A 25,764-nucleotide genomic window follows, 5' to 3' on the forward strand; every position below is an offset into this window, starting at 1 on the left:
GATCCGAGCGCGGCCGTGCAGGCTCGCGGATGCGGGGATCCGAGCGCGGCGGGGTGGGCCGGGTCCCGTTCCGCTGCGGGTCGGCGGCCGGGATCCGGTTCAGCGGTAGCGGCCGGCGAACCAGGAGCGGACGGCCTCGGTGTGGAGCGGGAAAGCGAGTTCGTCCGGAGTGCGCAGCACCGCGTATCCGGACGTCTCGTCGGTCGGCACGGACGGCGGGAGCGCGGCGGCCGGCCGTTCGGGGAGCAGTCCGAACAGGAGCAGGTGTCCGTCCGGGTCGCTGAGGGCGTCGGCGAGGCGGACGTCGTCCCGGTGGGCCTCGATGCCGGTCTCCTCGTGGAGTTCGCGGACGACCGCGCGTTGCCAGTCCTCGTCGTGGTCGATGAAGCCGCCGGGAAGGGCGGTGCCGCCGAGGCAGGGCTCGATGGTGCGGGTGATGACGACGAGTCCGGTGCCGTCCCGGTCGGTGACGGGCAGCAGGGCGACGGCGACCGGCAGCGGGTTGCGGTAGGCCGTGGAGCCGCAGGCGGCGCAGGTGCGGGGCCAGGCGTCCGGGGACGCGAGTGCGGTGTACGGGGTTCCGCAGCTGCCGCAGTGGGAGTCCTTCACGGGCTTCTCCGGTTTCCTGGTGGTCTCGGACACGCGCGGACTGTCTTCCTCGTGGTCTCGGACACGCGCGGACTGTATCCGATCGCCTGCCGGGCGGCGCCGGACTGATGGACGATGTGCTCATGACAGGTCTCCTCTCCGCCTCCCGCGTCCTGGCAGCCGCTGCCGCCACTCTGCTCGCCGTCACCGCCGCCGCTCCGGTGGCGCAGGCGAAACCCGAGCCGAAAGCCCCCGGGGAGTTCGTCGCGCTGCGCTCGGTGGATCCCACGATCATCCAGGAGATGCGCTACCCCACCGGGCACGACTTCATGGGCGTCCCGGTGGACGGGTACCGCCAGTCGCTCTGCATCCTGACCCGGCCGGCCGCCGAGGCCCTGCACCGGGCTCAGCTCCGGCTGCTCCCCCAGGGCTACTCGCTGAAGGTGTACGACTGCTACCGGCCCCAGCGGGCCGTCGACCACTTCGTGCGGTGGGCGAAGGATCTCGACGACGCCTCCATGAAGGGCGAGTTCTATCCGCAGGTCGACAAGACCCGGCTGTTCGCGGACGGTTACATCGCCGAGAAGTCCGGGCACAGCCGGGGCAGCACGGTCGACCTGACACTGGTGCGGCTGCCGGCCGCGGCGACCAGGCCGTACCGGCCCGGCGAGGAACTGGTGCCGTGCTACGCCCCGCAGGCCGAGCGCTTCCCGGACAACTCGGTCGACATGGGAACCGGTTTCGACTGCTTCGACACGCTCTCGCACACGGACGACCCGCGCATCCAGGGGGTGCAGCGCGCCAACCGTCAGTTCCTCAGGACGACGCTCACCGATGCCGGATTCGTGAACCTGGCCGAGGAGTGGTGGCACTACACGTTCAAGCCGGAACTGTTCCCGGACACCTACTTCGACTTCCCGGTGGCCCGCAGGTCCGTCGCCGGCCACTGAGGCGGCACGTACGGGGCAAGGGAGCGGGCGGCCGGGACCACCCCCGTGGGCTCCGGCCGCCCGCTCTACTTGTCGGACGCCGGGCGGCCGTATCCGGTTGCCGGCCGGCCGTATCCGGTTGACCGCCGAGCCATTACGGTGCCCGTATGTCACAGCAGACGTTCGATTCGTACGAAGAATTCTGGCCCTATTACGTCGCGATGCACTCGCGGGCCGCGACCCGCTGGGTCCATCTGACCGGCACCCTGACCGGTCTCGCCATCACCGCCTACGGACTGGCGCGCGGCCGCAAGCGGCATGCGGCGGCACTGCCGCTGATCGGGTACGGGACGGCCTGGCCCGCCCATTTCCTGATCGAGAAGAACAACCCGGCTACCTTCGGTCATCCCGCCTGGTCGCTGCGCGGTGACGCGCAGATGATCGGGATGATGCTGTCCGGCCGCGACCGGGAGCTCGCGGAGACCGCTGCCAAGTGGCTCGCCGACAACAGCTGATCGTGGCACACTTCTGACGTTCCGTCAGATCCAGTGCCGGGAGGGGCTTTGCCGAGCAAGCGCATACCCGTGGTGGCCGGGTGGTTCACCGAGGACGGGGCGGAGGAGGACTTCCGGCTGCTGGGCACCCGCTGCCCGCTCTGCACGTCGGTCTTCTTCCCGCCCCACAAGGGCTTCTGCCGCAATCCGGGCTGTACGGGCGGTGAGCTCGCCGAGGTGCCGCTGTCCCGGCGCGGCACGGTCTGGTCGTACACCGACGGCCGCTACCGGCCTCCCGCCCCCTACCTCTCGGACCCGGAGGTGCCCTGGGAGCCGTACACGCTGGTGGCCGTGGAGCTGGCGGCCGAGCGGATGGTCGTGCTCGGGCAGGCGGCGCCGGGCGTCGGCGTCGGGGATCTCGCGGTGGGAATGACGGTCGAGGCCGTACCGGGAGTCCTGGACACCGGCGACGGTGACGGCACGGTGCGGACCACCTGGCACTGGCGTCCCGTACCGGCCGGCTCCCCGGGCGGTGCGGCATGAGCGGGGACGTGGCCGTCCTCGGGGCCGGGATGCATCCCTGGGGCAAATGGGGCCGCAGCTTCGTGGAATACGGCACCGTGGCGGCCCGCAACGCGCTCGGGGACGCGGGCATCGAGTGGCGGGACGTGCAGTCCGTGGTCGGCGCGGACACCGTGCGCGGCGGCTATCCGGGGTACGTGGCCGGGGCGACGTTCGCCCGGGCGCTCGGCTGGCAGGGCGCCCGGGTGACCAGTGTGTACGCGGCCTGCGCCTCGGGCGCCCAGGCGGTCAGCACCGCGAGGGCGCAGATACTGGCAGGCCTGGCGGACGTGGTGCTGGTGGTGGGGGCGGACGCGGCGCCCAAGGGGTTCTTCGCGCCGGCGGGCGGCGAGAGGCCGGACGATCCGGACTGGCTGCGGTTCCGGGTGCTCGGCGCGACGAATCCCGCGTACTTCGCGCTGTACGCCCGACGCCGGATGGCCCTGCACGGGGACACTCCGGAGGACTTCGCCCTGGTCAAGGTGAAGAACGCGGCGGCCGGCGCACTGAACCCGAACGCCCGCTACCGGGCCCCGGTCAGCGCCGGGCAGGTCGCGGCCTCCGCGGTGGTCGCCGATCCGCTGCGGCTGCTGGACATCTGCGCCACCTCCGACGGCGCGGCGGCCCTGGTGCTGTCCAGCATGGAGTTCGCCCGGCGCCACGGGGCCGCGGACCCGGTCCGCATCCGTGCCGTGTCGACCGTGACACCCACCTACCCCAGGACCGTGCTCGACCTGCCGGACATCGCGACCGATTCGGCCCTCGCCGTGGAGCCCTCAGCCATGAGTTTCCGCGCCTCCATCGCGCAGGCCGCGTACGAGGAGGCGGGGATCGGGCCCGGCGATCTCTCCCTGGCGGAGGTGTACGACCTCTCCACGGCGCTGGAGCTGGAGTGGTACGAGGACATCGGGCTGTGCGCGCCGGGGGACGGCGCGTCGCTCGTGCGCACCGGGGCGACGGCTCTCGGCGGACGCGTTCCGGTGAACCCGAGCGGCGGTCTCGCGTCCTTCGGCGAGGCGGTTCCGGCCCAGGCCATCGCCCAGGTCTGCGAGCTGACCTGGCAGCTGCGCGGCACGGCCGGGGACCGTCAGGTCCCGGGCGCGCGGGCCGGGATCACGGCCAACCAGGGGCTGTTCGGACACGGCTCCGCGGTCGTCGCGGTGCGCTGACAGCAAGCCACGTTCCCGGCACCGGCCACCAACAGCGGTTGTTGTCAGCGTCCTTGACGGTCAGTCAAGTGCGGTGAACACTCCATTCCCAGTCGATGCCGTCCGCCCGCTCCGGGGCGGCGGCCGGCTGGGTCATCACGCTCGTCACGGCCGCCGCGGGGCACACCACCTGCCCCCGGCCCCCGTAGCCATGGAAACGCCGGCGAGACCCGCCGGACAACCACTGGGAGCGCCATGAGCAATGGAGACATCTTCGCCGGGGAAGTCCTCGGAACGGCCATCCTCATCCTCTTCGGCGCGGGCGTCTGCGCCGCCGTCACCCTCCACCACTCGAAGGCCAGAGCCGCGGGCTGGGTCGTCATCGCCTTCGGATGGGGCTTCGGCGTACTGGCCGGGGCCTACACCGCCGCCCCGCTCTCGGGCGGCCACCTCAATCCGGCGGTGACCGTCGGCATCGCCGTCGACACCGGCGAGTGGGACAAGGTGCCGCTCTACATCCTGGGCCAGCTGACCGGCGCCGTCATCGGCGCGGTGCTGGCCTGGCTGACGTACTACGCGCAGTTCCGCGCCAACGCCGACAAGGACACGTCCGGGCCCACGCTCGGGATCTTCGCGACCGCTCCGGAGATCCGCGATCCCGTGGCCAACCTCGTCACCGAGGTCATCGCGACGGCCGCCCTGGTGCTGCCGGTCCTGGCGTTCGGGAAGAACCCGGGGATCGGCATCGGGCCGGTCGCGGGGGCCGGTGCGGGCATCTACGGCTCCGGGATCTCCGTACTCCTGGTGTCGCTCCTCGTGGTGGGCATCGGCCTCTCACTGGGCGGGCCCACCGGCTATGCCATCAATCCGGCCCGTGACCTCGGTCCCCGGCTGGTGCACTGGCTGCTTCCGATACCCGACAAGGGAACGTCCGACTGGGGATACGCCTGGATACCGGTGGTGGGACCGCTCCTGGGCGGGCTGCTCGGCGGCGTCGTGTTCAACGCCGCGTTCTGAGGCCTCGGCCAGAGGCACCCGACGGACAAGGGGACGTCATGACGAACAGGTTTGTCGCCGCCATCGACCAGGGCACCACCTCCAGCCGCTGCATCATCTTCGACCAGGGCGGTGCGATCGTCGCCGTCGACCAGCGCGAGCACCGGCAGATCTTCCCCCGCCCGGGCTGGGTGGAGCACGACGCCTCCGAGATCTGGACCACCGTGCAGGCCGTCGTCGCCGGCGCACTGGACCGGGCCGGACTGAGGGCGGACCGGCTCACCGCGCTCGGCATCACCAATCAGCGCGAGACGACCGTGCTGTGGGACCGGGCCACCGGGGTCCCCGTCCACCACGCCATCGTCTGGCAGGACACCCGTACCGCCGCGCTCTGTCACCGGCTGGGCGGCGCGGACGGGCAGGACCGGTTCCGCGCCACCACCGGTCTTCCGCTGGCCAGTTACTTCTCCGGCCCCAAGGCGGCCTGGCTGCTGGACCATGTGCCCGGACTGCGCAGCCGGGCCGAACGGGGCGAGATCGCGTTCGGCACCATGGACTCCTGGCTGATCTGGAATCTCACGGGCGGCACCGAGGGAGGCGTCCATGTCACGGACGTGACCAACGCGTCGCGCACCATGCTGATGGATCTGGAGACCCTGCGCTGGGATCCGGACATTCTCGCGGCGATGAACATCCCGGCGGAGATCCTTCCGGAGATCAGGTCCTCCTCCGAGGTGTACGGCACGGCCGTGGGCGCACTCGCCGGGGTACCGGTGGCCTCGGCCCTGGGCGACCAGCAGGCCGCGGTGTTCGGACAGGCCTGCTACGAACCGGGGACGGCCAAGAACACGTACGGCACCGGCAGTTTCCTGCTGCTCAACACCGGGAACCGTCCCGTGCCGTCCAAGAGCGGGCTGATCACCACCCTGGGCTACCGGATCGGCGACGAGCCGCCCGTCTACTGCCTCGAGGGGTCGATCGCGATCACCGGGGCGCTCGTGCAGTGGTTCCGCGACCAGCTCGGGATCATCGGCAGCGCGGCGGAGATCGAGACGCTGGCGGCGAGCGTCGAGGACAACGGCGGCGCGTACATCGTGCCCGCCTTCTCCGGGCTGTTCGCCCCCTACTGGCGCTCCGACGCCCGGGGCGTGATCACCGGCCTGACCGGCTACGTCACCAAGGCGCATCTGGCACGGGCCGTCCTGGAGGCGACCAGCTGGCAGACGCGTGAGGTCGTCGACGCGATGTACCAGGACTCCGGGGTGCCGATCACCACGCTCAAGGTGGACGGCGGGATGACCGCCAACCACCTGCTCATGCAGCACCAGGCCGACGTGCTGGGCGTGCCGGTGATCCGGCCGAGGATCTCGGAGACCACCTGTCTGGGCGCCGCGTACGCGGCGGGGCTGGCGACCGGGGTCTGGTCGGGGCTCGACGAGCTGAAGACGCACTGGCAGCGCGATGTGGAGTGGCAGCCCCGGATGGAGCCGGAGGTCCGCGAGCGCGAGTACGGCAACTGGCGCAAGGCCGTGGAGCGGAGCCTCGGCTGGCAGGAGGAGGGTGACGGCGGGCAGTAGGGCCGGGCCGGCTCCCCTGGCCCGGCTCCTCTGCTTGCCCGACGACGCGGCCCGTACCCCCGTCGGCGGGGGTACGGGCCGCGTTCCGCCGGCTACGTCGTGACGGGTTCGCGGAGCCGGTCCGCGCGGGCGAGCGCATGCTCGACGACGGTCACCAGTACGTCCCGCACCGATGACCGGTCCCGTGCGTCGCAGATGAGGACGGGCACCCCGGGATCCAGGTCCAGGGCCGCCTGCACCGTCTCGGTGGGGAACCGGCCGGCCCCCTCGAAGCAGTTGACCGCGACGGTGAACGGGATGTCCCGGCGCTCGAAGTAGTCGACCGCCGCGAAACAGTCCTCCAGGCGCCGGGTGTCCGCGAGGACGACCGCACCCAGTGCGCCCTGGGCGAGTTCGTCCCACAGGAACCAGAACCGGTCCTGGCCGGGAGTGCCGAAGAGGTACAGCACCAGGTCCTCGCGCAGGGTGATCCGCCCGAAGTCCATGGCCACCGTCGTCGTGGTCTTCCCCTCGACCCCGTCCAGGTCGTCCACCGGACGTCCCGCCTCGCTCAGCATCTCCTCCGTACGCAGCGGTCTGATCTCGCTGACCGCGCCCACCAGGGTCGTCTTGCCCACGCCGAAGCCGCCCGCCACCAGGATTTTCAGGGTAACGGGCTCAACGGGCCGCCTGTTGCGGCTAGAGCGCCCGAAGGCCATTGATCACCTCGCGAAGAATGTTCACGTCCGGCAGCTCGGCCGGCGGAACGGGACGGGTTACGTGCACCAGCTCGTCCTCGACGAGGTCTCCGACCAGGACCCGGACCACCCCGACGGGGAGGTCCAGACCGGACGCGAGCTCGGCGATCGACTGGGGCATGTCACTGCAGAGTTCGACGATCTCCACATGTTCCGGGGAGAGCATCTGGTCCCTGCCGGGGTCGTCGGCCGCGGGTTCGGGAACGACGATCGCGATCAGGTCGAGACGGTGACGGGAGGCGCTGCTGGTGCGTCCCCTGGTCATCGCGTACGGACGGACGACCGGCCCCGCGTCCGCGTCGTACCAGCGCGAGGACTGCGGACGGGCGGGGGTGTCCGGGGCACGGAAGGAGTCGGCGCTCATGCCGTCCACTCACCCTCCGGAGGACAGACCGGTCGTCCGGGGAGCGTTGGCCAGGTGGGCTCCCACGCGCTTGACCATCAGTGTCATCTCGTACGCCACCTGCCCGACGTCGGAGTCGGAGTCGGCCAGCACGGCGAGACAGCTGCCGTCGCCGGCCGCCGTGACGAACAGGAACGCCTCGTCCAGTTCGACGACGGTCTGGCGGACCCGACCCGCGTCGAAGTGGCGGCCGACGCCCTTGGCGAGGCTGTGGAATCCGGAGGCGACGGCCGCCAGGTGTTCGCCGTCCTCCCTCGTCAGGTCCTTGGAGGCACCGGTGGCAAGGCCGTCGCTGGAGAGCACCAGTGCCTTGTGGATGCTGGCGACGCGCTCGACGAGTTCATCGAGCAGCCAGTTCAGTTCGCCGGACCCCTGGCGTGCGGAGTTGAGTGCTGCGGCGTTCGGTGCGGTCATGGACCGTCCCCTCCCGGAGTGGTTCCTTGTGCTGTGTCACCGGGGCCGGTCACGTCCTCGGCGTTCTGCAGTCGGCCGCGCTGCCAGCCGCGCTGGAGCGAGGCCATACGGCTGCGTACCTCGTCCGCGTCCCGCTCGATGTCCTCGGCGCTCTCGGTCCGTGGCGGTTCGGGCTCCCGGCCGGCCGATCCCTCGCGCAGTTGCGGGGCGAGGCTGGCCTGCCGGATCCGGCGGGGCAGACCGCCCACCGTGTCCGCCGCGGGCTGCGGAGCGGACGGGGCGGGGGACGACGAACGGGGTGCGGGGACCGGGGGCGTGACGGACGGGGACCCGGTGGGGTTCCGGAAGCCGGTGGGCTGCCGGGGTTCGGTGGGGCGGAGCCCGCCCCCGGACGCGCCGTGGCCGGTCGCCGGGCGGGTGTTCGCCGGGCGGGCGCTGTCCGAGCGGGCGCTGTCCGAGCGGGCGCTGTCCGAGCGGGCGTTCTCCGGGGCGGCCGGGTGGGCTCGGCCGGGCTCGTCGACGCGGCGGCCGCGGTCGGTGACCAGGGTCGGCGGTTTGCGGCGGGGCAGCTGCCGTGTGCCGTCGGGGCGCAGTTCCCGGACACCGTCGGAGTCCGCCAGCTGATCGGGGGCCTGCTGGTGCTGTTCGCGGTCGCCCTCGCGCCGGAGCGCGCGGGCGCGGAAGATGCCGCCGCGTTCGCTCTCGGTGTCCTCGAGGTCGGACACCCCGTCGAGCAGGGGGCCGAGCTCCGGGCCGGGGACCGCCTCGAGGACCGGGTCGCGGCTGAAGTCCAGGGGGCCGATGGGGCCTTCGAGCTCGACGGGACCGTCCATCAGGGCGGGGTCCGCCAGTCCGGTGGGGACCGGCGAGAGGCCGCTCGTTCTGCTCTGCGGGCGGTCGGGTGCGCCGTGGCCGCTGTCCTCGCCGCCGGCCCTCCCACTGCCGGGTCTGCTGCTGGCGATCGCCTTCTCGGACCTGCGATCGAGGCGGAATCCGGTGCCGTGCGACTCCGGGGCGTCGGTGAGCAGCGGCGCGGGGATGAACACGACCGCGGTGGTGCCTCCGTACGGGGAGATCTGGAGCGACACCCGGACGTTCTGCCGCTGGGCCAGCCGGCTGACCACGAAGAGACCGAGCCGGTCGGTGTCGGACAGCTCGAACTCCGGCGTTTCGGCCAGGCGCAGATTGGCGTCCAGGAGCACTTCGGCGGGCATGCCCAGCCCGCGGTCGTGGATCTCGAGGGTGAAGCCGTTGGCGACGCGCTCCCCGTGCACCTGCACAGCGGTGTGCGGCGGCGAGAACACCGTGGCGTTCTCCAGGAGTTCGGCGATCAGGTGGGTGAGGTCGGCGACGGCCGGGCCTCCCACACCGATCCGCGGCAGCCGGCGGACCTCGATGCGTTCGTAGTCCTCGACCTCGGCGACGGCTGCCCGCACCACGTCCATCAGCTGGATGGGCTTGCGCCACTGCCTGGACGGCGCGGCTCCGGAGAGGATCACCAGCCCTTCGGCGTGGCGTCGCATGCGGGTGGTGAGGTGGTCGAGGCGGAACAGGTCCGCGAGTTCGTCGGTGTTCTCGGTACGGCGCTCCATCGTGTCCAGGAGCGTCAGCTGGCGGTGGAGCAGGACCTGGTTGCGGCGGGCCAGGTTGACGAACACCTCGGAGACGCCGCGGCGCATGTCGGCCTGTTTGACGGCGGCTTCGACCGCGGCGCGCTGCAGGGTGTTGAGGGCCTGGCCGACCTGGCCGATCTCGTCCCGCTCGTACTGGAGGTGCGGGGACTCGGTCTCCACGTCGACATGCTCACCGGCGGCGAGCCGGCGCATCACGCTCGGCAGACGTATCCCCGAGACCTCGTGGGCGTCCTTGCGCAGCCGCGAGAGGTCGCGGATGAGCTCGCGGCCGATGCGTACGGATACGAAGACCGAGACCAGCAGGGCCAGGAAGCCGAGCACTCCGGCGACGCCCGCCTTGATCAGGACCCCGTAGCCCGCGGGCCTGCCGCGGTCCTGGAAGCGGTTGTTCATCTCGGTCGAGTCGTTGGCGAGCCGGTCCAGCGCCGGCGGGGCCACTTCCTGCCAGCGCGCGGCGTCGACCGCGCGCGGGCTGCGGGTGGGGCCCTGGGCGATGAGCTTGTCCTCGGCGGAGCGCAACGGCTCGCTGTCCGGGCCGTCCCAGTACTGCTGGACGCGGCGTCGCTCGGACGCGGGGAGCACCTCGGTGTTGATCTCGTACAGCAGGCCTCGCCGGGCGACGAGGTCGGTGATCTGCCGGAGCTCGGGTGCGGTGAGCCGCCCCGCCAGCAGTCCGGAGGCGACCAGCGCGTCTTCCCTGGACAGCATTTCGCGGGCGCGGGAGATGCCCGTCAGGGCCCGGACCTGCTTGTCCATCGACACGTTCTCCATGGTGTGGAGTCCGGTCAGGAATCGGTAGCAGGGGTCGATCAGATCGTTGTAGTAGTTCATGGCCGTGGCCCGGCCGATGGTCCGCTTGTCGACGGAGTCGCGCAGCGCCTCCAGCCCCTCGACGGCTCCCAGGATCGAGGAGAGCTGGGTCTCGGCGTCGGAGCTCAGGGCGTCGCGGATGTCCTTCTGCGCCGCGCTCCTGGTGACCTGTTCCACGACCCGGTCGGTCTCGGCACGTTGCCGGCGCAGGACGGGAAGGGCATCGGAGGCACGCGGGTCCGCGAGGAAGAGGAGGGTCTGGCGGCGCTCGCTCTGAATGACGCGGACGGTGTCCTCGAGGGGATGTCCGACCTTCTCCACGATGGTGCTCGCGCTCAGCAGCTCACCGGCCTCGCGCCCGGTCAGGTAGGTGGCGAAGCCCCACAGTGCGGTGAGGGAGACGAGCGGCACCAGAAGCAACGCCACGATCTTCCTGCGGATGGACTTTCCGCGAAAGCGCATGGCCTCCCCCAGCTCGGCCCCGCAGGGCGGGGATGGTGTTTCGTCAACAAGCGGCGCGAGCCTACTACCGACACACAGACAACTCGAAGGCGTGTCCGGACGATTTTCAGCCGCCTTACTGGGAGTTGATCATGACTTGTCCCGGTATTCCGGGAGATGAAATTCGCGAAAGGGACAGAAGAGGCCCTCCGGGGTGGCAAGTTGGGCCTCTCCCCGGTTGGCTGGAACTCTTCGCTCCCAGAGGGGCCGGGGGAATCTTCACTGCCCGGCACTCGTCTCTCTGTACGGGGGCAGGGGGACTGCGGGGGCACCCGCGACAGGACGGGACGAGTCCGTCCGCGTAGAAAGGGTGCATGCCGGGCAGCAACCCTGAAGTCCGACAGCGGTGGGGAGTTGAAAGTCCTTGGACACGGAAGAGCGTCATGGCGCGGTGGAGTCGGCACCGGCCCGGACGGCGAGGGACCAGTGGGGCACGGTGGCCGGGGCGCGGGAGAGACCGGCCGTCGCGCGGCAGCCGCTCTGGGTCGAGGAGCCCGCGCTCCGGCGGCGGATGCCGGATCCGGTGCGTACGGCCGCCGTGCGTGCCGTTCTCATCATGTCGCTGACGATCATCCAGGCCATGGTGGCGTTCCTCGCGGCGCTGACGGGGTCCTGGCTGTCCTTCCCGATGGTGCTGTGCGGTGTGGGCAGCACGGTGGTCGCGACCTGGTCGGTACTGGACGTGTGGGTCACCCGGCAGGTGTGGAACCAGCGCAACGGTGTGGTGTCGGTACCCAGCAGTTCCGCCCGGCAGCTGCGCCGCGAGCGGCGCAGGGCGCGGCGGGCGGAGCGGGCGGCGCAACGGGACGGGGCGCGGATACGCCGCCGGGGCACGGACCGCCGCCTGTCCCGGGCCTGACCGCCCCCGCGCAGGTCCGCGGGGCCGTTCCGGGGTACGGAGCGGCTCCGCGGAACGGGACGGCTCCGGTCTACGGGGCCGTTCCGGTCCTCCCGTCGGTGGATGCGGGTGCGGGTACGGCCTCGGATGCGGCTGCGGCCGCCGGTGTCCCCGGCGCCGTGGTGCTCCGCTTGAACATGCGGGTGGCGGTGATCTCTCCGTGCACCGTCTCGGCGGCCGGGTCCTGCTGGGGCAGTCCGGGGCGCAGGTGCTCCTCGACGCTGATGTACTTCAGACCGGCCCGCAGGTCCGCGTCGTTGCGCAACCTGATCACCAGCGGGAATTCCGCCAGCGCCGTGGTGTCGAACAGCCCTGTGGTGTACAGCAGTTGCACACCGAGCGCGTCGGACACCGCCCGCTGGAGCTCCAGCAGGTAGGTGGCGTTGGCGCGGCCGATGGGGTTGTCGAGGAAGAGCGTGCCCGCGTGGCGGTGCTGGTGCCGGTCGCGGCCGCGGTCGTTGCTGCGCAGGGCTGCCATCGTGCAGTACAGGGCGATGGCCGCGGTGAGCAGCTGGCCGCCGGAGAAGACGTCGCCCATCTGCCCGACCGGGACGCGCTCGGCCCGCAGCACCGCGTCCGGCTTGAGGATCTCCACGGCGATGCCCTTGGGCTCCAGCGCCGCCTGCACTCCGCGCAGCAGCAGGGACATCCCGTCGCGGCGCAGGTCGGAGTTCTTCCTCAGCGCGGCCCGGGTGGCCTCGTCGACGACGTCGCCGAGCCGTTCGGTGAGCGTCGCCTGGTCGGGTTCCTCGAAGCGGATCCGCAGGAATTCCTGGCCCGACCACTCCCCCAGGCCCTCGGGGAGGCGGGAGAGCCGCTGGGCGGAGCGGAGCGTGGTGAGGGCGGAGTCCACGAGGCCGCGCAGCCGGTCCACGATGGAGTCGCGGTTGCGTTCCAGCTGGGCCAGTTCGTCGGTGAGGACCCGCAGCCGGGGCGCGAAGGCCGTGGCCCACTTCTCCGCGTGCTCGGGGAGCGCCGCGGCCGGGAGTTCGCGGATCTGCTGGCGGGCGGGGGTGCGGACCTGCTCGTAGCGGGTGGAGTTGGCGTGCCGTACGAGTACGTCGCTCGCCTCCCGTACGGCCGCTTCCGCGGTGGACAGGTCGGCGGCGCAGCCACGCAGGGAACGACGGGCCTCGGCGGCGGACTGCCGGGCCTCCTCCAGAGTGCCGGGGTACGGCTCGGGGCTTTCGGGGTCGTCGTCGGCGCCGTGGTCCCTCAGGAGGTCGCGCAGCAGGGCCGCGGTCTCGTCGAAGCCGCCTGCCGAGTCCTCCGCGGTGCGGTGGGCGTGGAGCAGTTCTGCGTGGGCGGCCCGGGCGGTGTCCAGGGCCGCGGCCCTGGAGGCGAGCTCGGCCGTGGCGGTACGCAGGAGCGCCTGGGCCTGTTCGGCGTCGGCGGGGACCTGGTCGCCGGAGAGTTCGGTGTGCAGGCCCTCGCCGTCGGCGGGGGCCAGCCGCTCGGCCTCGCCGCGCAGTCGGCCCAGCTGCTCGCTCGCGGCCGACGCGCGCGTCTCCAGCAGCTGGACCAGGGACTCGGCGCGGGCGGCCGCCGCCTGCCGGGAGGGGCCGTCGGCGCCGTCGGTGCCCTCCAGGAGCTGGGCGGCCCGGGTGCGGACCTTGTTGGTCAGCCGGTCGAGCTCGGCCAGAGCGGCGCTCTCGTCGCTCTCCGCGCGGGCCTGCTCGGCACGCAGATCGGCGCCGACGCCGACCTTCTCGTAGAGCTGGGACGCCGCCCGGTAGGCCTCGCGCAGGGCGGGCAGCGCGTGGCGCGGGGCGTTCGGCGAGGGTTCCGGAAGGTGTTCGGGGGCGCCGGCGATCTCGGCTCGTTCCGCGCGAAGGGCGCGGGCGGTGCGGCGGGCGTCGTCCGCGGCGCGCTGGGCGGCCCGGCGGTCCTCGTCGGCGGCCCGGGCGCGCTCCAGGAAGACGGTGGCGCGGGCCTCGGACTCCGCCGCCTCGTCGACGAGTTCGCGCAGCTTCGCCTGCCATCCCGCGCGTTCGCGGAGCCGGAAGGCGAGGCCGGCGAGCGCGTCGGCGGCCCGGCGGGCGCGCTGGGCGGCCTCCTGGCGTTCGTCGCGGACCCGGGCGGTGTCCGCGGCGGCCTCGTCCGCCTCGGCACGCACCGTGCGCGCTTCGGCGAGGGCGGCCTCGGCCGTTTCGGCGGCCGTACGGGCGGTGCGGGCGCCTTCGGCGAGTTCGGTGAGCATGCCGGGCGGGCAGTCCGCGCGCCAGGAGCCGATCCGGGCGGCGAGCGAGCGGTCGGCCGTGAGGCGGGCCGCCAGTGCGCGGATGTCCTCGTCGCGGGCGGCGGTCCGGCTCCGGAGCGCATGGCGTTCCTCGTCGGCGGCGTGCTCGTCGTGCATCGCCGGGTTCGGCGAGACGAGGAAGACTCCGTCGGTGCTCGCGGACGAGCCGGTACCGGGGTCCGGCACGGGTGCGAGCAGCGCGGCGGCGGTACCGACCGCGACGGCGGAACGCGGCAGCAGGGCCGCGGCGCCGAGCACCTCGCGGGCGCGGGCGTGCGCGTCCGGGTCGGTGATCACCACGCCGTCGACGAGTTCGGGACGGGCCGCGAGAACGGCGGCGTGGTCGGCGGGGTCGACGGCCTGGGCGAGGTAGCGCCAGCCGGGCAGTGCCGGGATGCCGTGCTCGCCGAGGTATTCGACGGTGGCCAGGACATCGGGTCCCGGCGGCAGCAGACCGCCGTCGCCGAGCGCGCCCAGGATGCGCGCGTCGTCGGCGGCCGCGGTGCGCAGTTCGAAGAGGCGTCGTTCCGCGGCGGCGACGCTCTGGTCGAGGAGGTCCCTCAGGTCGTCGGCGTTGCGGTCGAACTCATCGCTGGTGAGCGGCTGTTCGGCGCCTCCGGGCTGTGCGGCCGTGACGGTGTGGGCGCCGTGCGCGGCCGGTTCGGCCCCGTCCGTTCCCGGACCGTCCGTGGCGGCGGAGCCGGAGCCCGCCGACTGGGTCTGCGGACCTTCCCCGGGCCCTGACCCGTCCGCGCCGGCCGCGCCCCGCCGGGGCCGGGGTACGCCGCCCGGCTGCCCCGTGGGCAGGCCGAGCAGTTCGGCGAGGCGGTGTTCGGCGGCGATCGACTCGGCGGCCCTGAGCTCGGCCTCATGGGCCCCGTCGGCGGCCCTCGCCGCGTCGGCGGCCCTCGCCGCGGCGAGCTCGGCCCGGCTCTCGGTGGCGGCGGCCTGCCTGGACCGGTCGGCTGCGGCCCCGGCTGCCTCGCGTGCGGTGTCCCAGGCGGCCACCGCGGACTTCTCCGCGTCGTTCGCGGCGAGGGCGGCGCGGGCGGGATCCGCGTTCGGCGCGGTGTCGTCCAGCCATCCGGCCCGGACGGCCTCGGCGGTCTCCTGCTCCACCTCGGCGAGGCGCTGTCGCAGATGGCCGGCCTCGCTGCGGGCGCGCTGCGCCTCGGTGGCGGCGGTGGTGGCGTCCCGGTGGGCGGCCTCGCCAGCACTCTGGAGGGTGTCGGAGCGCTCCTCCTCCTCGTTGGCCACGCTCTCGCCCGCCTCGGCGGCGGTGTGCAGGGCACGGACGAGATCGCCGGCGGCGGTGGCGCGGGCGGCGAGCGCCGGGGCGGCGTCGCGCTCGGCCTCGCGGATCGCGACGGCGACGCGCGCGGAGCGGTCGGCGGCCGCGCGGTGGCGCAGCACGGCCTCGGCGGCCTGCCAGGCGGAGTGCAGGGTGCGGGCGTCGCCCAGTTCCCGGCGCTGGGCCGCGGCACTCTTCTCGGCCGCGGTGAGCGCCAGGGAGGCGTGCCGGTAGGCGAGTTCGGCGGCGATGAGGGCGCTGCGGCCGCGGATCTCCTCGGCGCCGGTGACGGTGTGGGCGGCGCCGGTGACCTGCTGGGCGAGCTCGGCGGTCCGGCCGCGCTCCTCGCCGGCGCGGGCGGAGAGTCTGCGGGCCAGGGTGCGGGTGCGGCGTTCGGCGCCGGCGTGGATGTCCCGGGCCCTGGAGCGCGTCCCGGCGGCCTCGACGATGCGGCCGAGCAGATCGACGGAGCCTGCGGTGAAGTCGCGTTCGGCGGTGAGTTCGGAACGGCGGCCCAGTTTGTTGCCGAAGCCGCTGACGAGGTCGGCGAGGCCGTCGGTGTCGCGGGTGTCGGTGACGGCGCGCAGCAGCAGGTCGGTGAAGTCGGAGTCCTTCTTCACCGCGAAGAGACCGGCGGCCTCGCCCTCGTCGGCGTTCATCTCGCGCTGGTAGCGGAAGAGTTCGGGGTCCAGGCCCAGGTCGCCGAGGTGTTCGTTCCAGCGGTCGTGGATCTCTTCCCAGTGCACGTCGAGGTGCTGGTAGAACTTCCCCGCCTCGGTGAGCGCGTCGCGGAAGCCCTTCATGGTGCGGCGCCTGCCGCGGGCACCGGAGACCCCTTCGGCGGGGCGGCCGACCGAGGTGGCCTCGGCGACGGGCAGGGAGTCGAGGCTGAGTCCGGGTCCGGGCCGGAAGGAGTACCAGGCCTCGGCGAACTTCCTGGGGTCGTTGGAGACCTGGCGTCCGCGCCATTCGCTGACCTTGCCGACGACCAGACACTCGCCCGTGAGGGTGTGCTGCCACTCCAGCGCGACATGGCCGCAGTCCTCGGCCAGCAGGAACTTGCGCAGGACGCCGGAGCTGGCGCCGCCGAGGGTGTTGCGGTGGCCGGGCAGCATCACCGAGAAGATCAGTTTCAGCAGAACGGACTTGCCGCCGCCGTTCTCCAGGAAGAGCACGCCCGCGGGGGCGGGGCGGCGCGGCGGCCCGACCGGCTCCTCCTCGAAGAACTCGGCCTGTGCCGGTGCGGGGTGGGGCACGGGCTCGCCGACCCCGCGCAGGTCAAGGACGGTGTCGGCGTAGCGCGCACCGGCAGGCCCGATGGAGTAGAGGCGGACCCGGGACAGCTCGTACATGGCGGCGGACTCTCGTCGTTCAGGCAGCGGGAGGGAGGCGTCGGTGGCGGGGCCGGCCGGGGCCGGCCGCGGCGGTGGTCAGCCGTGGAACGGCAGGCCTGCGCCGGCCGCCAGTTCCAGGTCGTCGGGGTCGGGTGGCGGCAGCAGCGTCGCCGTTCCGTCGGTGACCGCCACCACTCCCAGTTCCAGGAGTTCGGCCATGGCGGCGCTGCCCGCCATGTCGCGGACCTGGAGCTGGTAGCGCGCGGTGGTACGGAAGGCGCCTCCGGAGTCGTCCCCGGTGCGCTGGAGGAAGCCCGAGTCGGTGAGGAAGGCCACGGCCTTGCCGACGATGCCGGTGGTGGAGCCGGCCAGGCGGCGGGCGTCCTTGGTGGCTCCGGTGGCGCTGCGCCGGGCGTAGATCCGCCAGCCGGCCTCCAGTCCCGGGGCGTCGCTGGCCGGGTCGGTGTTGTCGCCGTGTTCCTCGGCGTGCTCCTCCAGGCGGTGGCACGCCTGGCGGACGAAGGCGTCGACCCCGTTGACCGTGATCCGGCCGATGTAGGCGTCGTCGGCGAGGTCCTCAGGCCGCGGGAAGGCCATCGCTGCGACGGCCAGGTGGGCGAGCCCGTGCAGGAAGCGGTCGGCGGAGTCCGACGAGGCCCGGCGGGCGTAGTCGCCCATGCGGACGGCGAAGACCGAGTCCTCGCCCGCCGTGACGGCCATGCCGGCCCGGGTGGACACCTCCAGCACGACGAGACCGAGTCCGGTGGCGACGGCGTCGGCGAGCCGTGCGAAGGCCGTCTCCTCCCGGTAGCGGCGCAGCAGTTCGGCGTACTCGGCGTCGCGGGCCGGCAGCAGCTTGGGCTGGAGCCCGAACGCGACGAGCCGGGCGGCGTCGGCGGCGTCGGCCGGGGTGACGGCGGGGGCGGCCTGCGGTGCGGTCGCGGTCCGGTCGGCCGGGTACGCGGCGGTGGGCTCGCTCCACGCGTCGGCGTGCTCTGCGCGGGGGTCGCTCACGACGCTTGCTCCTTGCTGCGGAAGGTCTTCGGTACGGGGTGGCCGGCCCGGCTGTCCGGGGCTGTGCGGTGCGGACGGGTGGCGGCCGGTCTCTCGGGAGCGAGGGGGCCAGGTGTGTGCCGGGAGGTGCTCATGTCGCCTCCGAGCGGTCCGCCGCCATGCCGACGGCGTCCAGCAGGGCCGTGCCGACGATCAGGTCGGCGCCGCCGAACTCGTGGTCGTCGAGCGGGGTCCCGTCGTCGACGGAGAACAGCAGCCGGCGCTCGCCCTGCCGGTAGGCGGTGCCGACCGGGGGGCTCGCGGCGTGCACCGCGAGCAGGGCGACCAGGTAGGGCAGGTCCGGGTCGCTCCGCCGGGCCTCGGCCAGGAGTCCGGAAAGGCGGCGCGGCGCGTCGTGTTCCAGATCGAGCAGCTCCATGGCGGCGGCCAGCTGCTCCTCGCTGAACCGGCTGTCGTCCGGGGTGGCGATCAGGTCGGGTTCGGGCATTTCGGCGCCGAGGTGTTCGCGTTCCAGGGGCGGGGTGAGCAGCATCTCGACCAGGTCGCCCACCCGTACCGAGGTGGGGGTCCGCAGGCCCGTGCCGTGCGCGAAGAACGCGTCGGTGGCCCGGATGCCCCGTTCCATGGGGAGCGGCAGCAACGGGGCCAGGAGCTGTCCGTACAGGTCGAGGCCGGAGCGGGCGGCGGGTGCGGCGAAGGCCTGCCGGTCCTGCTCGGCGCGGAACAGCGGTCCGGCCTCCAGCAGGCGGGACTGCAACTGGGTGTGGCGGCGGATGCAGTCCTTGACGATGTCGACCAGTTCGGCGGCGCGCCGCTTGTGCTCGGGGTCCTCGGCCTCGTCGCGGGCCTTGCGGATGTTGGTGAGGATCGCGTTCTCGTGGCGGTAGCGGTCGGCGACGTGGTCGAGCGCCTCGGCGATCATGTCGGGCACGGCATTGAGCCAGTCGACCGCGCGGACGTTGCGCCGGGTCGCGTCGAGCGTCTTGCGGAGGGTCTCCGCGTACTGCACGGTCCGGTAGCGGGCCTGCTCCGCGGCGAGCTGCGCGTCGGCGAGACGGCCTCGGCTGATCAGGACCTCCAGTTTCACCTCGGCGGCGATCTGTGCGCTGGTGACGTCCGTGTCGAGGGCGCCGACCAGGACGTTGACCGCTTCGTCGGTGGCCCGCAGGAAGACGCTGCCGCCGTATCCGGGGACTTCCTCGATCAGTTTGAAGTCGTAGTCCCGGCGGACGTAGAGGCCGTCGGGCCCGAAGGTCCCGTAGACGGCGCGGAAGCCGCGGTCCACGCTGCCGACGTTGATGAGGTTCTCCAGCACCCAGCGGGCGACGCGTTCGTGTTCCGCGGCGGGGCGGCGCGGGGCCTGCGCGGCGACGCGCGGGAGGAGTCTGGCCACTATCTGGTCGTGGTCCGCGCCGGTGTCGAAGTCCATGTTGAGCGTGACGTGGTCGATCGCCGCGAGCGCGACCTCGGCCATCGCGTAGACGCTGTACTCACCTGCGAGGTTCGCCTTGCGCACGTCGAGGTCGTGCAGCGGCGCCGTGCAGGCGAGCGCGCGCAGCCGTCGCGAGAGCCCCTCGTCGGCGGCCGGGCCCGGGGCGGGCCGCGGCCCCGCGCTGAGCTGGGGCGCAGCGTTGTCCGTGTAGGCAGGCGAAGTCACGCTGCACAGATTAGGTCCTCGCACCGACAACGGTCGAAACGGCGCAGAAGCGCCTGCTTGCCCCGGAGTCGGTCATGCCCCGCCGCGCGGTCCCGGAGGCGTCCCCGAAGGGCCGCCGTGGCCGCCCCGAGGCATCGCCGAGGCGGCCGCTCCCCGAAGCGCCCGGTCAGCGGTCCGGGGTCCCGTATCCCCCGCCGCCCGGTGTGCGCAGGACGAGTACGTCCCCGGCCTCCAGCCCGGCGGTGTCGCAGCCCTTCAGGTCGGTCCGGCTGCCGTCGGCGCGCTCGATGTGCTGGCTGCCCAGGGCGCCGGGGCCGCCGCCCGCCATGCCGTACGGAGGGACCCGGCGGTGCCCGGTGAGCAGGGCCACCGTGACCGGTTCGAGGAAGCGGATCCGGCGCTCCACCCCGCAGCCGCCGTGCCGGCGGCCGGTGCCTCCGCTCCCCTCCCGTACCCGGAAGCTCTCCAGCAGCACCGGGTATCGCCATTCGAGGATCTCGGGGTCGGTGAGCCGTGAGTTGGTCATATGGGTCTGTACGGCGTCGGTTCCGTCGAAGTCCTCGCCCGCGCCCGATCCGCTCGCCACGGTCTCGTAGTACTGGACGCGGTCGTTGCCGAAGGTGAGGTTGTTCATGGTGCCGGATCCCTCGGCCTGGATGCCCAGGGCCGCGTACAGCGCTCCCGTGACGGCCTGCGAGGTCTCCACGTTGCCCGCGACCGTGGCCGCTGGATGGGCGGGCGCCAGCATGGATCCCTCCGGGACCCTGATCTCCAGTGGGGTGAGGCAGCCGCTGTTGAGCGGGATGTCGTCGTCCACCAGGGTCCGGAACACGTACAGCACGGCGGCCATGACCACCGACTTCGGCGCGTTGAAGTTCCCCGGTTGCTGCGGTGAGGTGCCGGCGAAGTCGACCACCGCGCTGCGGGCGTCCCGGTCCACCGTCAGGGTCACCTCGATCACGGCGCCGTTGTCGGTCTCGTAGCGGCAGGTGCCGTCGTGCAGTTCCGCGACGATGCGGCGCACGGACTCCTCGGCGTTGTCCTGCACGTGGCCCATGTACGCGTCCACGGCATCGGACCCGAACTGCTCGACCATGTGCCGCAGTTCGGCGATGCCCTTCTCGTTGGCGGCGGTCTGGGCGCGCAGGTCGGCGAGATTGGTGTCCGGGTCGCGGGAGGGGTACGCGGCGGTGGTGAGCAGCTCGCGGGTCTCGGCCTCGCGGAAGGTGCCGTCCCGCACGAGGAGCCAGTTGTCGAAGAGCACCCCCTCCTCGTCGATGGTGCGGCTGAAGGCCGGCATGGAGCCCGGGGTGATGCCGCCGATCTCCGCGTGGTGGCCGCGCGAGGCCACCAGGAATCTCAGTGCGGGAGCATCGCCCGCCTCGTCGAACACCGGTGTCACGACGGTCACATCGGGCAGGTGGGTGCCGCCGTGGTAGGGATCGTTGATGGCGTACACGTCCCCGGGGCGCATGGAGCCGTCGTTGCGGCGCAGCACCTCCTTGATGGACTCGCCCATGGAGCCCAGGTGCACCGGGATGTGCGGTGCGTTGGCGATCAGGTTGCCTTCCGCGTCGAAGAGCGCGCAGGAGAAGTCGAGCCGCTCCTTGATGTTGACGGAGTGGGCCGTGTTCTCCAGACGTACGCCCATCTGCTCGGCGATCGACATGAAGAGGTTGTTGAAGACCTCCAGCATCACCGGGTCGACCTGGGTGCCGATGGCCTGCCGGGCGGGGCGCGGGCGGGCCCGGGTCAGGATCAGGTGGCCGGTGGCGCCGAGGACGGCCTGCCAGCCCGCGTCGACGACGGTGGTGGCGTCGGCCTCCGCGATGACGGCGGGGCCGGTCACGGTGTCGGCGGGCCGCAGATCCGCTCTGCGGTGGAGCGGGGCGTCCTGCCACCGCCCGTCCGTGAACATCCTCGCGGTGTCGTGGGGCCGCGGTGCGGTGGCGCCGCCCGGCTCCCGCGCGGGCGGCACGAGCGTGCCGTGCTCCCCCGAGGTTCCGGTGGCCTCGGCGGAGGCCGCCTCGACGACCAGGGGCCGGTCCATCGTGAAGCCGTAGCGCGCGCGGTGCTCGCTCGTGAACGCCTCGGTCATGGCGGCCGCGGTGTCCAGGTCGACGGAGAGGCTCGCGTCGGTTCCCTCGTACCGAAGGAGCACCCTGGCCCGCGTGGTGATCGCGCTGTCGGGGATTGCGTCGGCGCGCAGTTCGGCCCGGGTACGGGCGGACAGTTCACCGCACAGGTCCTGCAGCCGGGCGTGGGCCGCGGTGTCGAGCGGGGCCTCGACGGACCGCTCGCGCATCGCGGTGGCGTCGGCGAGACCGATGCCGTACGCGGAGAGCACTCCGGCCAGCGGCGGTACGAGAACCGTGTCGATGCCGAGGGCGTCGGCGACGGCGCAGACGTGCTGGCCGCCTGCGCCTCCGAAGCCGGTGAGGGCGTACCGGGTGATGTCGTGCCCGCGCTGCACGGAGATCTTCTTGACCGCGTTCGCCATGTTGAGCACGGCGATCTCCAGGAATCCGGCGGCGGTCTCGGCCGCTGTCCGCCGGGTTCCGGTGGCGCGTGCGACCTCGTCGGCAAGTGCCTCGAAGCGTCTTCTTACGAGGTCCGCGTCGAGGGGCTGGTCGCCGTCGGGCCCGAAGACGGCGGGGAAGTGGGCGGGCCGGATCCGGCCGAGCATCACCTGGGCGTCGGTGACGGTCAGCGGCCCGCCTCGGCGGTAGCAGGCCGGGCCCGGCACCGCTCCCGCCGAGTCGGGTCCGACGCGGTAGCGCCGCCCGTCGAAGTGCAGGACCGAGCCGCCGCCCGCCGCGACGGTGTGGATGTTCATCATGGGGGCGCGCATTCGCACACCGGCGACCTCGGTGCCCGGTTCGCGTTCGAACTCGCCCGCGTAGTGCGAGACGTCGGTGGACGTACCGCCCATGTCGAAGCCGATGACGCGGTCGTGGCCGGCCTGCGCGGAGGTACGGGCCATGCCGACGACCCCGCCGGCGGGTCCCGAGAGCACCGCGTCCTTGCCGCGGAAGTGGGCGGCCTCGCGCAGGCCGCCGTTGGACTGCATGAACTGCAGCCGGATGCCCTCGAGCTCGGCGGCGACCGAGTCGACGTACCGGCGCAGGATCGGCGAGAGGTAGGCGTCGACGACCGTGGTGTCGCCGCGCGGCACCAGCTTGATCAGCGGGCTGACCTCGTGGGAGCAGCTGATCTGGGTGAATCCCGCCGTCCGGGCTTCGGCGGCGACGGCCTTCTCGTGGTCCGGGTGACGGTAGCCGTGCATCAGGACGACGGCGGCGCTGCTCAGCCCGTCGGCCCGCGCGGCCCGCAGCTGCCCGGCCACCGCGTCGGTGTCCAGGGGGGTGACGGTCCGCCCGTGGGCGTCGATCCGCTCGGAGACCTCGATGACCCGCTCGTAGACGGCTTCGGGGAGCAGGATGCGCCGGTCGAAGAGACGGGGGCGGTTCTGGTACGCGATGCGCAGGGCGTCCCGGAACCCTTCGGTGATGACCAGGACGGTCGGCTCGCCGCGCCGCTCCAGCAGGGCGTTGGTGGCGACGGTGGTGCCCATCTTCACTGCGGCGACCCGGTCGGCTGGAACGGGTTCGTCCGGTCCGATCCCCAGCAGCAGCCGGATTCCGGCCACGGCGGCATCCGGATAGCGGTCCGGATCGTGCGAGAGCAGCTTGCGGGTCACGAGCTGTCCGTCGGGGCGCCTGCCCACCACATCGGTGAAGGTGCCGCCACGGTCGATCCAGAACTCCCAGCGCCCGGTCATGTCCCCATACTGGCGTGCGGTCCGGGGAACGGGGAACAGGGCACGATCAAGGATCGTCCCTCACAAGGCGCGGCAGGGGCCCGGCCCGGTGACGGGCGGCGTGACGCGGCGCGCCCCCGACGCGCTGCGTTCCTGCGGTTCTCCTGTGGTGCGGCCGCCCTGCGGCGGGGCGTGCCTCGCGGTCAGAGCGCCGGTGCGTCCGGGCCGATCCTGCTGCGTACGGCCGACTGCACCTCGGCCTCCTCGGCCGGGTCGGCGGCCAGCCGGCGCAGGCGCTCGGCCACCCTGATGTCGCCCGTCTCGGCGTGGAGTGCCGCGACCTCCCGCGTCGTCTCCTCGCAGTCCCACAGGCATTCGACGGCGAACCCGGTGGCGAAGGACGGATCGGTTGCAGCGAGGGCCCGGGCGGCCCTGCCGCGCAGGTGGGAGGAGGACGTCTCCCGGTAGACGTGGCGCAGCACGGGAGCCGCGCAGGCGATGCCCAGCCGCCCGGTGCCGTCGACCAGGGTCCACAGACGTGGCGCGTCGGGCCCGTCGCCGCGTACGGCGTCGCGCAGGGCGCCGAGGACCAGCTCGGTGTCCTGTGCGCCGCCGCGGCCGGCCAGCACACCGGCCGCGCTGGCGCCGAGCGCGTCGGGCCGGCGGGCCCAGCGGCGGGCCCGGTCCACGGCCGCTTCGCCGCACATCCGCTCGAAGGCGGCGACGGCCGCGTCGGCGACGGTGTGCGAGGCGTCGGCGGCCGCCGTCTCGATCAGGTCCAGCACGGCCGGGTCCCTGACCTCGGCCGCGAGATAGTGCAGCGCGGCGCAGCGGGCGCCTTCCGGACCGCTGCGGGCGGCCTCGACGATCACGGACCGGTCCTCGGGTCCCGCCACCGCCGACAGGCAGCGGGCAGCGGGGACGTGGAGGGCGCTGCCGCGGTCGATGCCGTCCTGGGCCCAGTCGAAGACGGCCTGGACGCTCCAGCCGGGCCGGGGGCCGCCCGGCCGCATCTGGCGCTGCCAGCGGTCGAACGAGCCCTGTTCCGAGGCGGCCCTGACCCGGGCGCCGACCGCTTCGCGAGGATCGTCGGCCCAGAGCCGCCAGGGGCGGGGCTCGAAGGCGTCCCGCACGGTGGCGGCGAGCTCGGCCCGCCCCTCGGCGTCGTCCGGGAACCGGGCCAGCACGGGCACGGCGAGGGAGCGGAGCCCGGCGTCGTCGTCACGCAGAGCGAGCTCGTCCAGTGCCCAGGCCCAGTTGGAACCGGTCGCGGCGTAGCGCCGCAGCAGGGTCAGGGCGTCGTCCCGTCCGTACGAGGCGAGATGGCCGAGGACCGCCAGGGCCAGCCCGGTCCGTGAGTCGTCCGTGTCGAGGTGGTCGTCGGGGTCACACAGGTGCCGCTCGATCTCCTCGATGCCGCCGTCGAGGTCGAGGTACAGGCGTGCGTAGTACAGGGAGCGGTTCTCCACCTGCCAGTCGTGGCGCGGATCACTCAGAACGCAGTGGTTGAGAGCCGCCAGGGCCTCGGGCCGCGGTGCGGCCAGTGCGTGGAGCGTGCCGTCGCCGCGGCCCCTCTGCAGCAGGCCGAGCAGGGTGCCGCTCGGCGCTATGAACGGATCGAACATGGGGATAGCCTCACATCAAGCTGTCGACGCAACCGGGACTGTGCAGTTCCACGTGCCGGGTAGGCACTAGGCCGCGCAGCAACATGATCGGCCGACCGCCGTCTTCTGCCTGGTGCAGACCATCTTCCTCTACCTCTCGTCGGTGGCCCGGATCGGGCCTGCGACGTCATGATGACCCAGCCATTTCGCCACCGCGACCACATTTACGGCGAACCCGTTCAGCGGGCGCCGAAGAGTTCCAGCAGGTCGGCCTTGCCGAACATGCGTGCGGTGTCCAGTGCGGAGGGTGTTCCGGCCGCCGGATCGGCCCCCGCTCCGAGCAGGGCCCTGATCACGGCGTCCTCGCCCTTGAAGACCGCTCCGGCAAGGGGCGTCTGCCCCCGGTCGTTGGCCCGGTCCGGGTCGGCGCCACGGCCGACCAGTGCCGTGACCGCGGGGGCGTGCCCGTGATAGGCCGCGAGCATCAGCAGCGAGTCGCCCCGGTCGTTCGTGAGGTTCGCGGGGACGCCGGCGTCGACGTAGGCCGCGAGCGTCTCGGCGTCACCGCGCCGCGCCAGGTCGAAGACCTTGGCAGCCAGCTCCACCACCTCGGGATCAGGGGTTTCGCTCATCGGGGGAACCGCCTTCCATTAACCGTTCGCGCCGCCGCCGGCCAGCCGGGAGGTACGCGGTGGGGGCCGTACGAGTGAATCGACAGGGTACTGCCCGGGGGCACACATGACCCGGCCCACCCTTGGCAAAGGATCACGTCGAGTGACGACGGGGAGGGACAGCGCTCCGGAAATCCCTCCGGACTGCGCTTACTTGTCCGCCAGTCCAGTGAAAAACCAGACTTTTCACCCAATTGCACCTTTTATCCTATAGATACTTCGGGTGAGCCTGGAAGGACTCATGGTGACTGTCCCCCCAACCAGGAGAACCACTCATGATTCTTTCCATGTCAGGCGTCGTCATCCTCGGCATCATCGTCTTCCTGTTCTTCAGGAAGGACGGCCTCAAGGCGTCGCACGCCCTCGTCACCGCCCTGTTCGGCTTCTACCTGGCCGGCACCGCCATCGCACCGAGCATCACCGCGGGCGGAGCGAGCCTCGCCGGCCTCTTGGGCGGGATCAAGTTCTGACCCTCCGCTCCCGCTCCCACCCCCTCCAGGAGAC

19 protein-coding genes are annotated in these 25,764 nt (G+C 72.7%); 8 read left to right on the forward strand and 11 right to left on the reverse strand.

Annotated features, from left to right (window positions below):
• Positions 1–99: 99 nt before the first annotated feature.
• Complete coding sequence (locus tag OG782_RS05410) at positions 100–642, reverse strand: NUDIX domain-containing protein (RefSeq protein ID WP_406448247.1); 543 nt, start codon at positions 640–642, stop codon at positions 100–102.
• Positions 643–731: 89 nt separating this feature from the next.
• Between OG782_RS05410 and OG782_RS05415 the strand changes: the two genes are divergently transcribed.
• The 6 genes from OG782_RS05415 (at position 732) to glpK (ending at position 6,293) form a co-directional block, all read left to right on the forward strand.
• Positions 732–1,538, forward strand: coding sequence for a M15 family metallopeptidase (locus OG782_RS05415; protein WP_406448248.1), 807 nt, complete (start codon positions 732–734; stop codon positions 1,536–1,538).
• Between the two features lie 146 nt (positions 1,539–1,684).
• Positions 1,685–2,032: an Mpo1-like protein gene (locus OG782_RS05420; protein ID WP_406448249.1), complete on the forward strand. Its 348-nt coding sequence runs from the start codon at positions 1,685–1,687 to the stop codon at positions 2,030–2,032.
• A gap of 48 nt (positions 2,033–2,080) precedes the next feature.
• The gene (locus OG782_RS05425; protein ID WP_406448250.1) at positions 2,081–2,554 is read left to right on the forward strand and encodes a Zn-ribbon domain-containing OB-fold protein; all 474 of its coding nucleotides are present in this window, start codon (positions 2,081–2,083) and stop codon (positions 2,552–2,554) included.
• On the forward strand, positions 2,551–3,741 hold the full coding sequence (locus OG782_RS05430; RefSeq protein WP_406448251.1) for a lipid-transfer protein: 1,191 nt from the start codon (positions 2,551–2,553) through the stop codon (positions 3,739–3,741). Before OG782_RS05425 ends, OG782_RS05430 begins: the two co-directional genes overlap by 4 nt.
• Before the next feature lie 234 nt (positions 3,742–3,975).
• Positions 3,976–4,737: an MIP/aquaporin family protein gene (locus OG782_RS05435; protein WP_406448252.1), complete on the forward strand. Its 762-nt coding sequence runs from the start codon at positions 3,976–3,978 to the stop codon at positions 4,735–4,737.
• Positions 4,738–4,775: 38 nt separating this feature from the next.
• The gene (gene glpK / locus OG782_RS05440) at positions 4,776–6,293 is read left to right on the forward strand and encodes a glycerol kinase GlpK (protein ID WP_406448253.1); all 1,518 of its coding nucleotides are present in this window, start codon (positions 4,776–4,778) and stop codon (positions 6,291–6,293) included.
• Positions 6,294–6,385: 92 nt separating this feature from the next.
• Here the strand turns inward: glpK and OG782_RS05445 are convergent, their stop codons facing one another.
• From OG782_RS05445 to OG782_RS05460, 4 genes are read right to left on the reverse strand one after another with little or no spacing between them, the layout of a single operon-like run.
• Positions 6,386–6,991, reverse strand: coding sequence for a GTP-binding protein (locus OG782_RS05445; RefSeq protein ID WP_406448254.1), 606 nt, complete (start codon positions 6,989–6,991; stop codon positions 6,386–6,388).
• Positions 6,972–7,394 carry a DUF742 domain-containing protein gene (locus OG782_RS05450; RefSeq protein WP_406448255.1) on the reverse strand — a complete coding sequence of 141 codons (423 nt, stop codon included), beginning with the start codon at positions 7,392–7,394 and terminating at the stop codon, positions 6,972–6,974. The genes OG782_RS05445 and OG782_RS05450 overlap by 20 nt, the downstream gene beginning before the upstream one ends.
• 9 nt (positions 7,395–7,403) lie before the next feature.
• The gene (locus tag OG782_RS05455) at positions 7,404–7,847 is read right to left on the reverse strand and encodes a roadblock/LC7 domain-containing protein (RefSeq protein WP_406448256.1); all 444 of its coding nucleotides are present in this window, start codon (positions 7,845–7,847) and stop codon (positions 7,404–7,406) included.
• Positions 7,844–10,753 carry a nitrate- and nitrite sensing domain-containing protein gene (locus tag OG782_RS05460; RefSeq protein WP_406448257.1) on the reverse strand — a complete coding sequence of 970 codons (2,910 nt, stop codon included), beginning with the start codon at positions 10,751–10,753 and terminating at the stop codon, positions 7,844–7,846. Before OG782_RS05460 ends, OG782_RS05455 begins: the two co-directional genes overlap by 4 nt.
• A 403-nt stretch (positions 10,754–11,156) precedes the next feature.
• Between OG782_RS05460 and OG782_RS05465 the strand changes: the two genes are divergently transcribed.
• The gene (locus tag OG782_RS05465) at positions 11,157–11,651 is read left to right on the forward strand and encodes a hypothetical protein (protein WP_406448258.1); all 495 of its coding nucleotides are present in this window, start codon (positions 11,157–11,159) and stop codon (positions 11,649–11,651) included.
• Positions 11,652–11,721: 70 nt separating this feature from the next.
• Here the strand turns inward: OG782_RS05465 and OG782_RS05470 are convergent, their stop codons facing one another.
• From OG782_RS05470 to OG782_RS05495, 6 genes are all read right to left on the reverse strand, one after another.
• Positions 11,722–16,572, reverse strand: coding sequence for a hypothetical protein (locus tag OG782_RS05470; protein ID WP_406448259.1), 4,851 nt, complete (start codon positions 16,570–16,572; stop codon positions 11,722–11,724).
• 78 nt (positions 16,573–16,650) lie between these two features.
• Positions 16,651–17,568: a hypothetical protein gene (locus OG782_RS05475; protein WP_406448260.1), complete on the reverse strand. Its 918-nt coding sequence runs from the start codon at positions 17,566–17,568 to the stop codon at positions 16,651–16,653.
• A 130-nt stretch (positions 17,569–17,698) separates the two neighbouring features.
• Positions 17,699–19,225 (reverse strand): hypothetical protein, encoded by a 1,527-nt coding sequence (locus OG782_RS05480; protein WP_406448261.1) that lies wholly within the window; start codon positions 19,223–19,225, stop codon positions 17,699–17,701.
• 166 nt (positions 19,226–19,391) lie between these two features.
• Complete coding sequence (locus OG782_RS05485; protein WP_406448262.1) at positions 19,392–23,006, reverse strand: hydantoinase B/oxoprolinase family protein; 3,615 nt, start codon at positions 23,004–23,006, stop codon at positions 19,392–19,394.
• 182 nt (positions 23,007–23,188) lie between these two features.
• Positions 23,189–24,610 (reverse strand): HEAT repeat domain-containing protein, encoded by a 1,422-nt coding sequence (locus OG782_RS05490; protein WP_406448263.1) that lies wholly within the window; start codon positions 24,608–24,610, stop codon positions 23,189–23,191.
• A gap of 218 nt (positions 24,611–24,828) precedes the next feature.
• On the reverse strand, positions 24,829–25,221 hold the full coding sequence (locus OG782_RS05495; RefSeq protein ID WP_406448264.1) for an ankyrin repeat domain-containing protein: 393 nt from the start codon (positions 25,219–25,221) through the stop codon (positions 24,829–24,831).
• 314 nt (positions 25,222–25,535) lie between these two features.
• On the opposite strand from OG782_RS05495, the gene OG782_RS05500 reads away from it, so the two are divergent.
• Positions 25,536–25,730: a hypothetical protein gene (locus OG782_RS05500; protein WP_018103962.1), complete on the forward strand. Its 195-nt coding sequence runs from the start codon at positions 25,536–25,538 to the stop codon at positions 25,728–25,730.
• Positions 25,731–25,764: the final 34 nt, after the last annotated feature.

The organism is Streptomyces sp. NBC_00876 (genome assembly GCF_045207435.1).
In the GTDB taxonomy this organism is placed as follows: domain Bacteria; phylum Actinomycetota; class Actinomycetes; order Streptomycetales; family Streptomycetaceae; genus Streptomyces.

What these genes read in the sequence shown, in the direction of transcription:
- OG782_RS05415 (WP_406448248.1), top strand. Translation starts at nt 732, where the DNA reads ATGACAGGTCTCCTCTCCGCCTCCCGCGTCCTGGCAGCCGCTGCCGCC.
- OG782_RS05420 (WP_406448249.1), top strand. Translation starts at nt 1,685, where the DNA reads ATGTCACAGCAGACGTTCGATTCGTACGAAGAATTCTGGCCCTATTAC.
- OG782_RS05430 (WP_406448251.1), top strand. Translation starts at nt 2,551, where the DNA reads ATGAGCGGGGACGTGGCCGTCCTCGGGGCCGGGATGCATCCCTGGGGC.
- OG782_RS05435 (WP_406448252.1), top strand. Translation starts at nt 3,976, where the DNA reads ATGAGCAATGGAGACATCTTCGCCGGGGAAGTCCTCGGAACGGCCATC.
- glpK (WP_406448253.1), top strand. Translation starts at nt 4,776, where the DNA reads ATGACGAACAGGTTTGTCGCCGCCATCGACCAGGGCACCACCTCCAGC.
- OG782_RS05445 (WP_406448254.1), bottom strand. Translation starts at nt 6,991, where the DNA reads ATGGCCTTCGGGCGCTCTAGCCGCAACAGGCGGCCCGTTGAGCCCGTT.
- OG782_RS05450 (WP_406448255.1), bottom strand. Translation starts at nt 7,394, where the DNA reads ATGAGCGCCGACTCCTTCCGTGCCCCGGACACCCCCGCCCGTCCGCAG.
- OG782_RS05455 (WP_406448256.1), bottom strand. Translation starts at nt 7,847, where the DNA reads ATGACCGCACCGAACGCCGCAGCACTCAACTCCGCACGCCAGGGGTCC.
- OG782_RS05460 (WP_406448257.1), bottom strand. Translation starts at nt 10,753, where the DNA reads ATGCGCTTTCGCGGAAAGTCCATCCGCAGGAAGATCGTGGCGTTGCTT.
- OG782_RS05470 (WP_406448259.1), bottom strand. Translation starts at nt 16,572, where the DNA reads ATGTACGAGCTGTCCCGGGTCCGCCTCTACTCCATCGGGCCTGCCGGT.
- OG782_RS05485 (WP_406448262.1), bottom strand. Translation starts at nt 23,006, where the DNA reads ATGACCGGGCGCTGGGAGTTCTGGATCGACCGTGGCGGCACCTTCACC.
- OG782_RS05490 (WP_406448263.1), bottom strand. Translation starts at nt 24,610, where the DNA reads ATGTTCGATCCGTTCATAGCGCCGAGCGGCACCCTGCTCGGCCTGCTG.
- OG782_RS05495 (WP_406448264.1), bottom strand. Translation starts at nt 25,221, where the DNA reads ATGAGCGAAACCCCTGATCCCGAGGTGGTGGAGCTGGCTGCCAAGGTC.
- OG782_RS05500 (WP_018103962.1), top strand. Translation starts at nt 25,536, where the DNA reads ATGATTCTTTCCATGTCAGGCGTCGTCATCCTCGGCATCATCGTCTTC.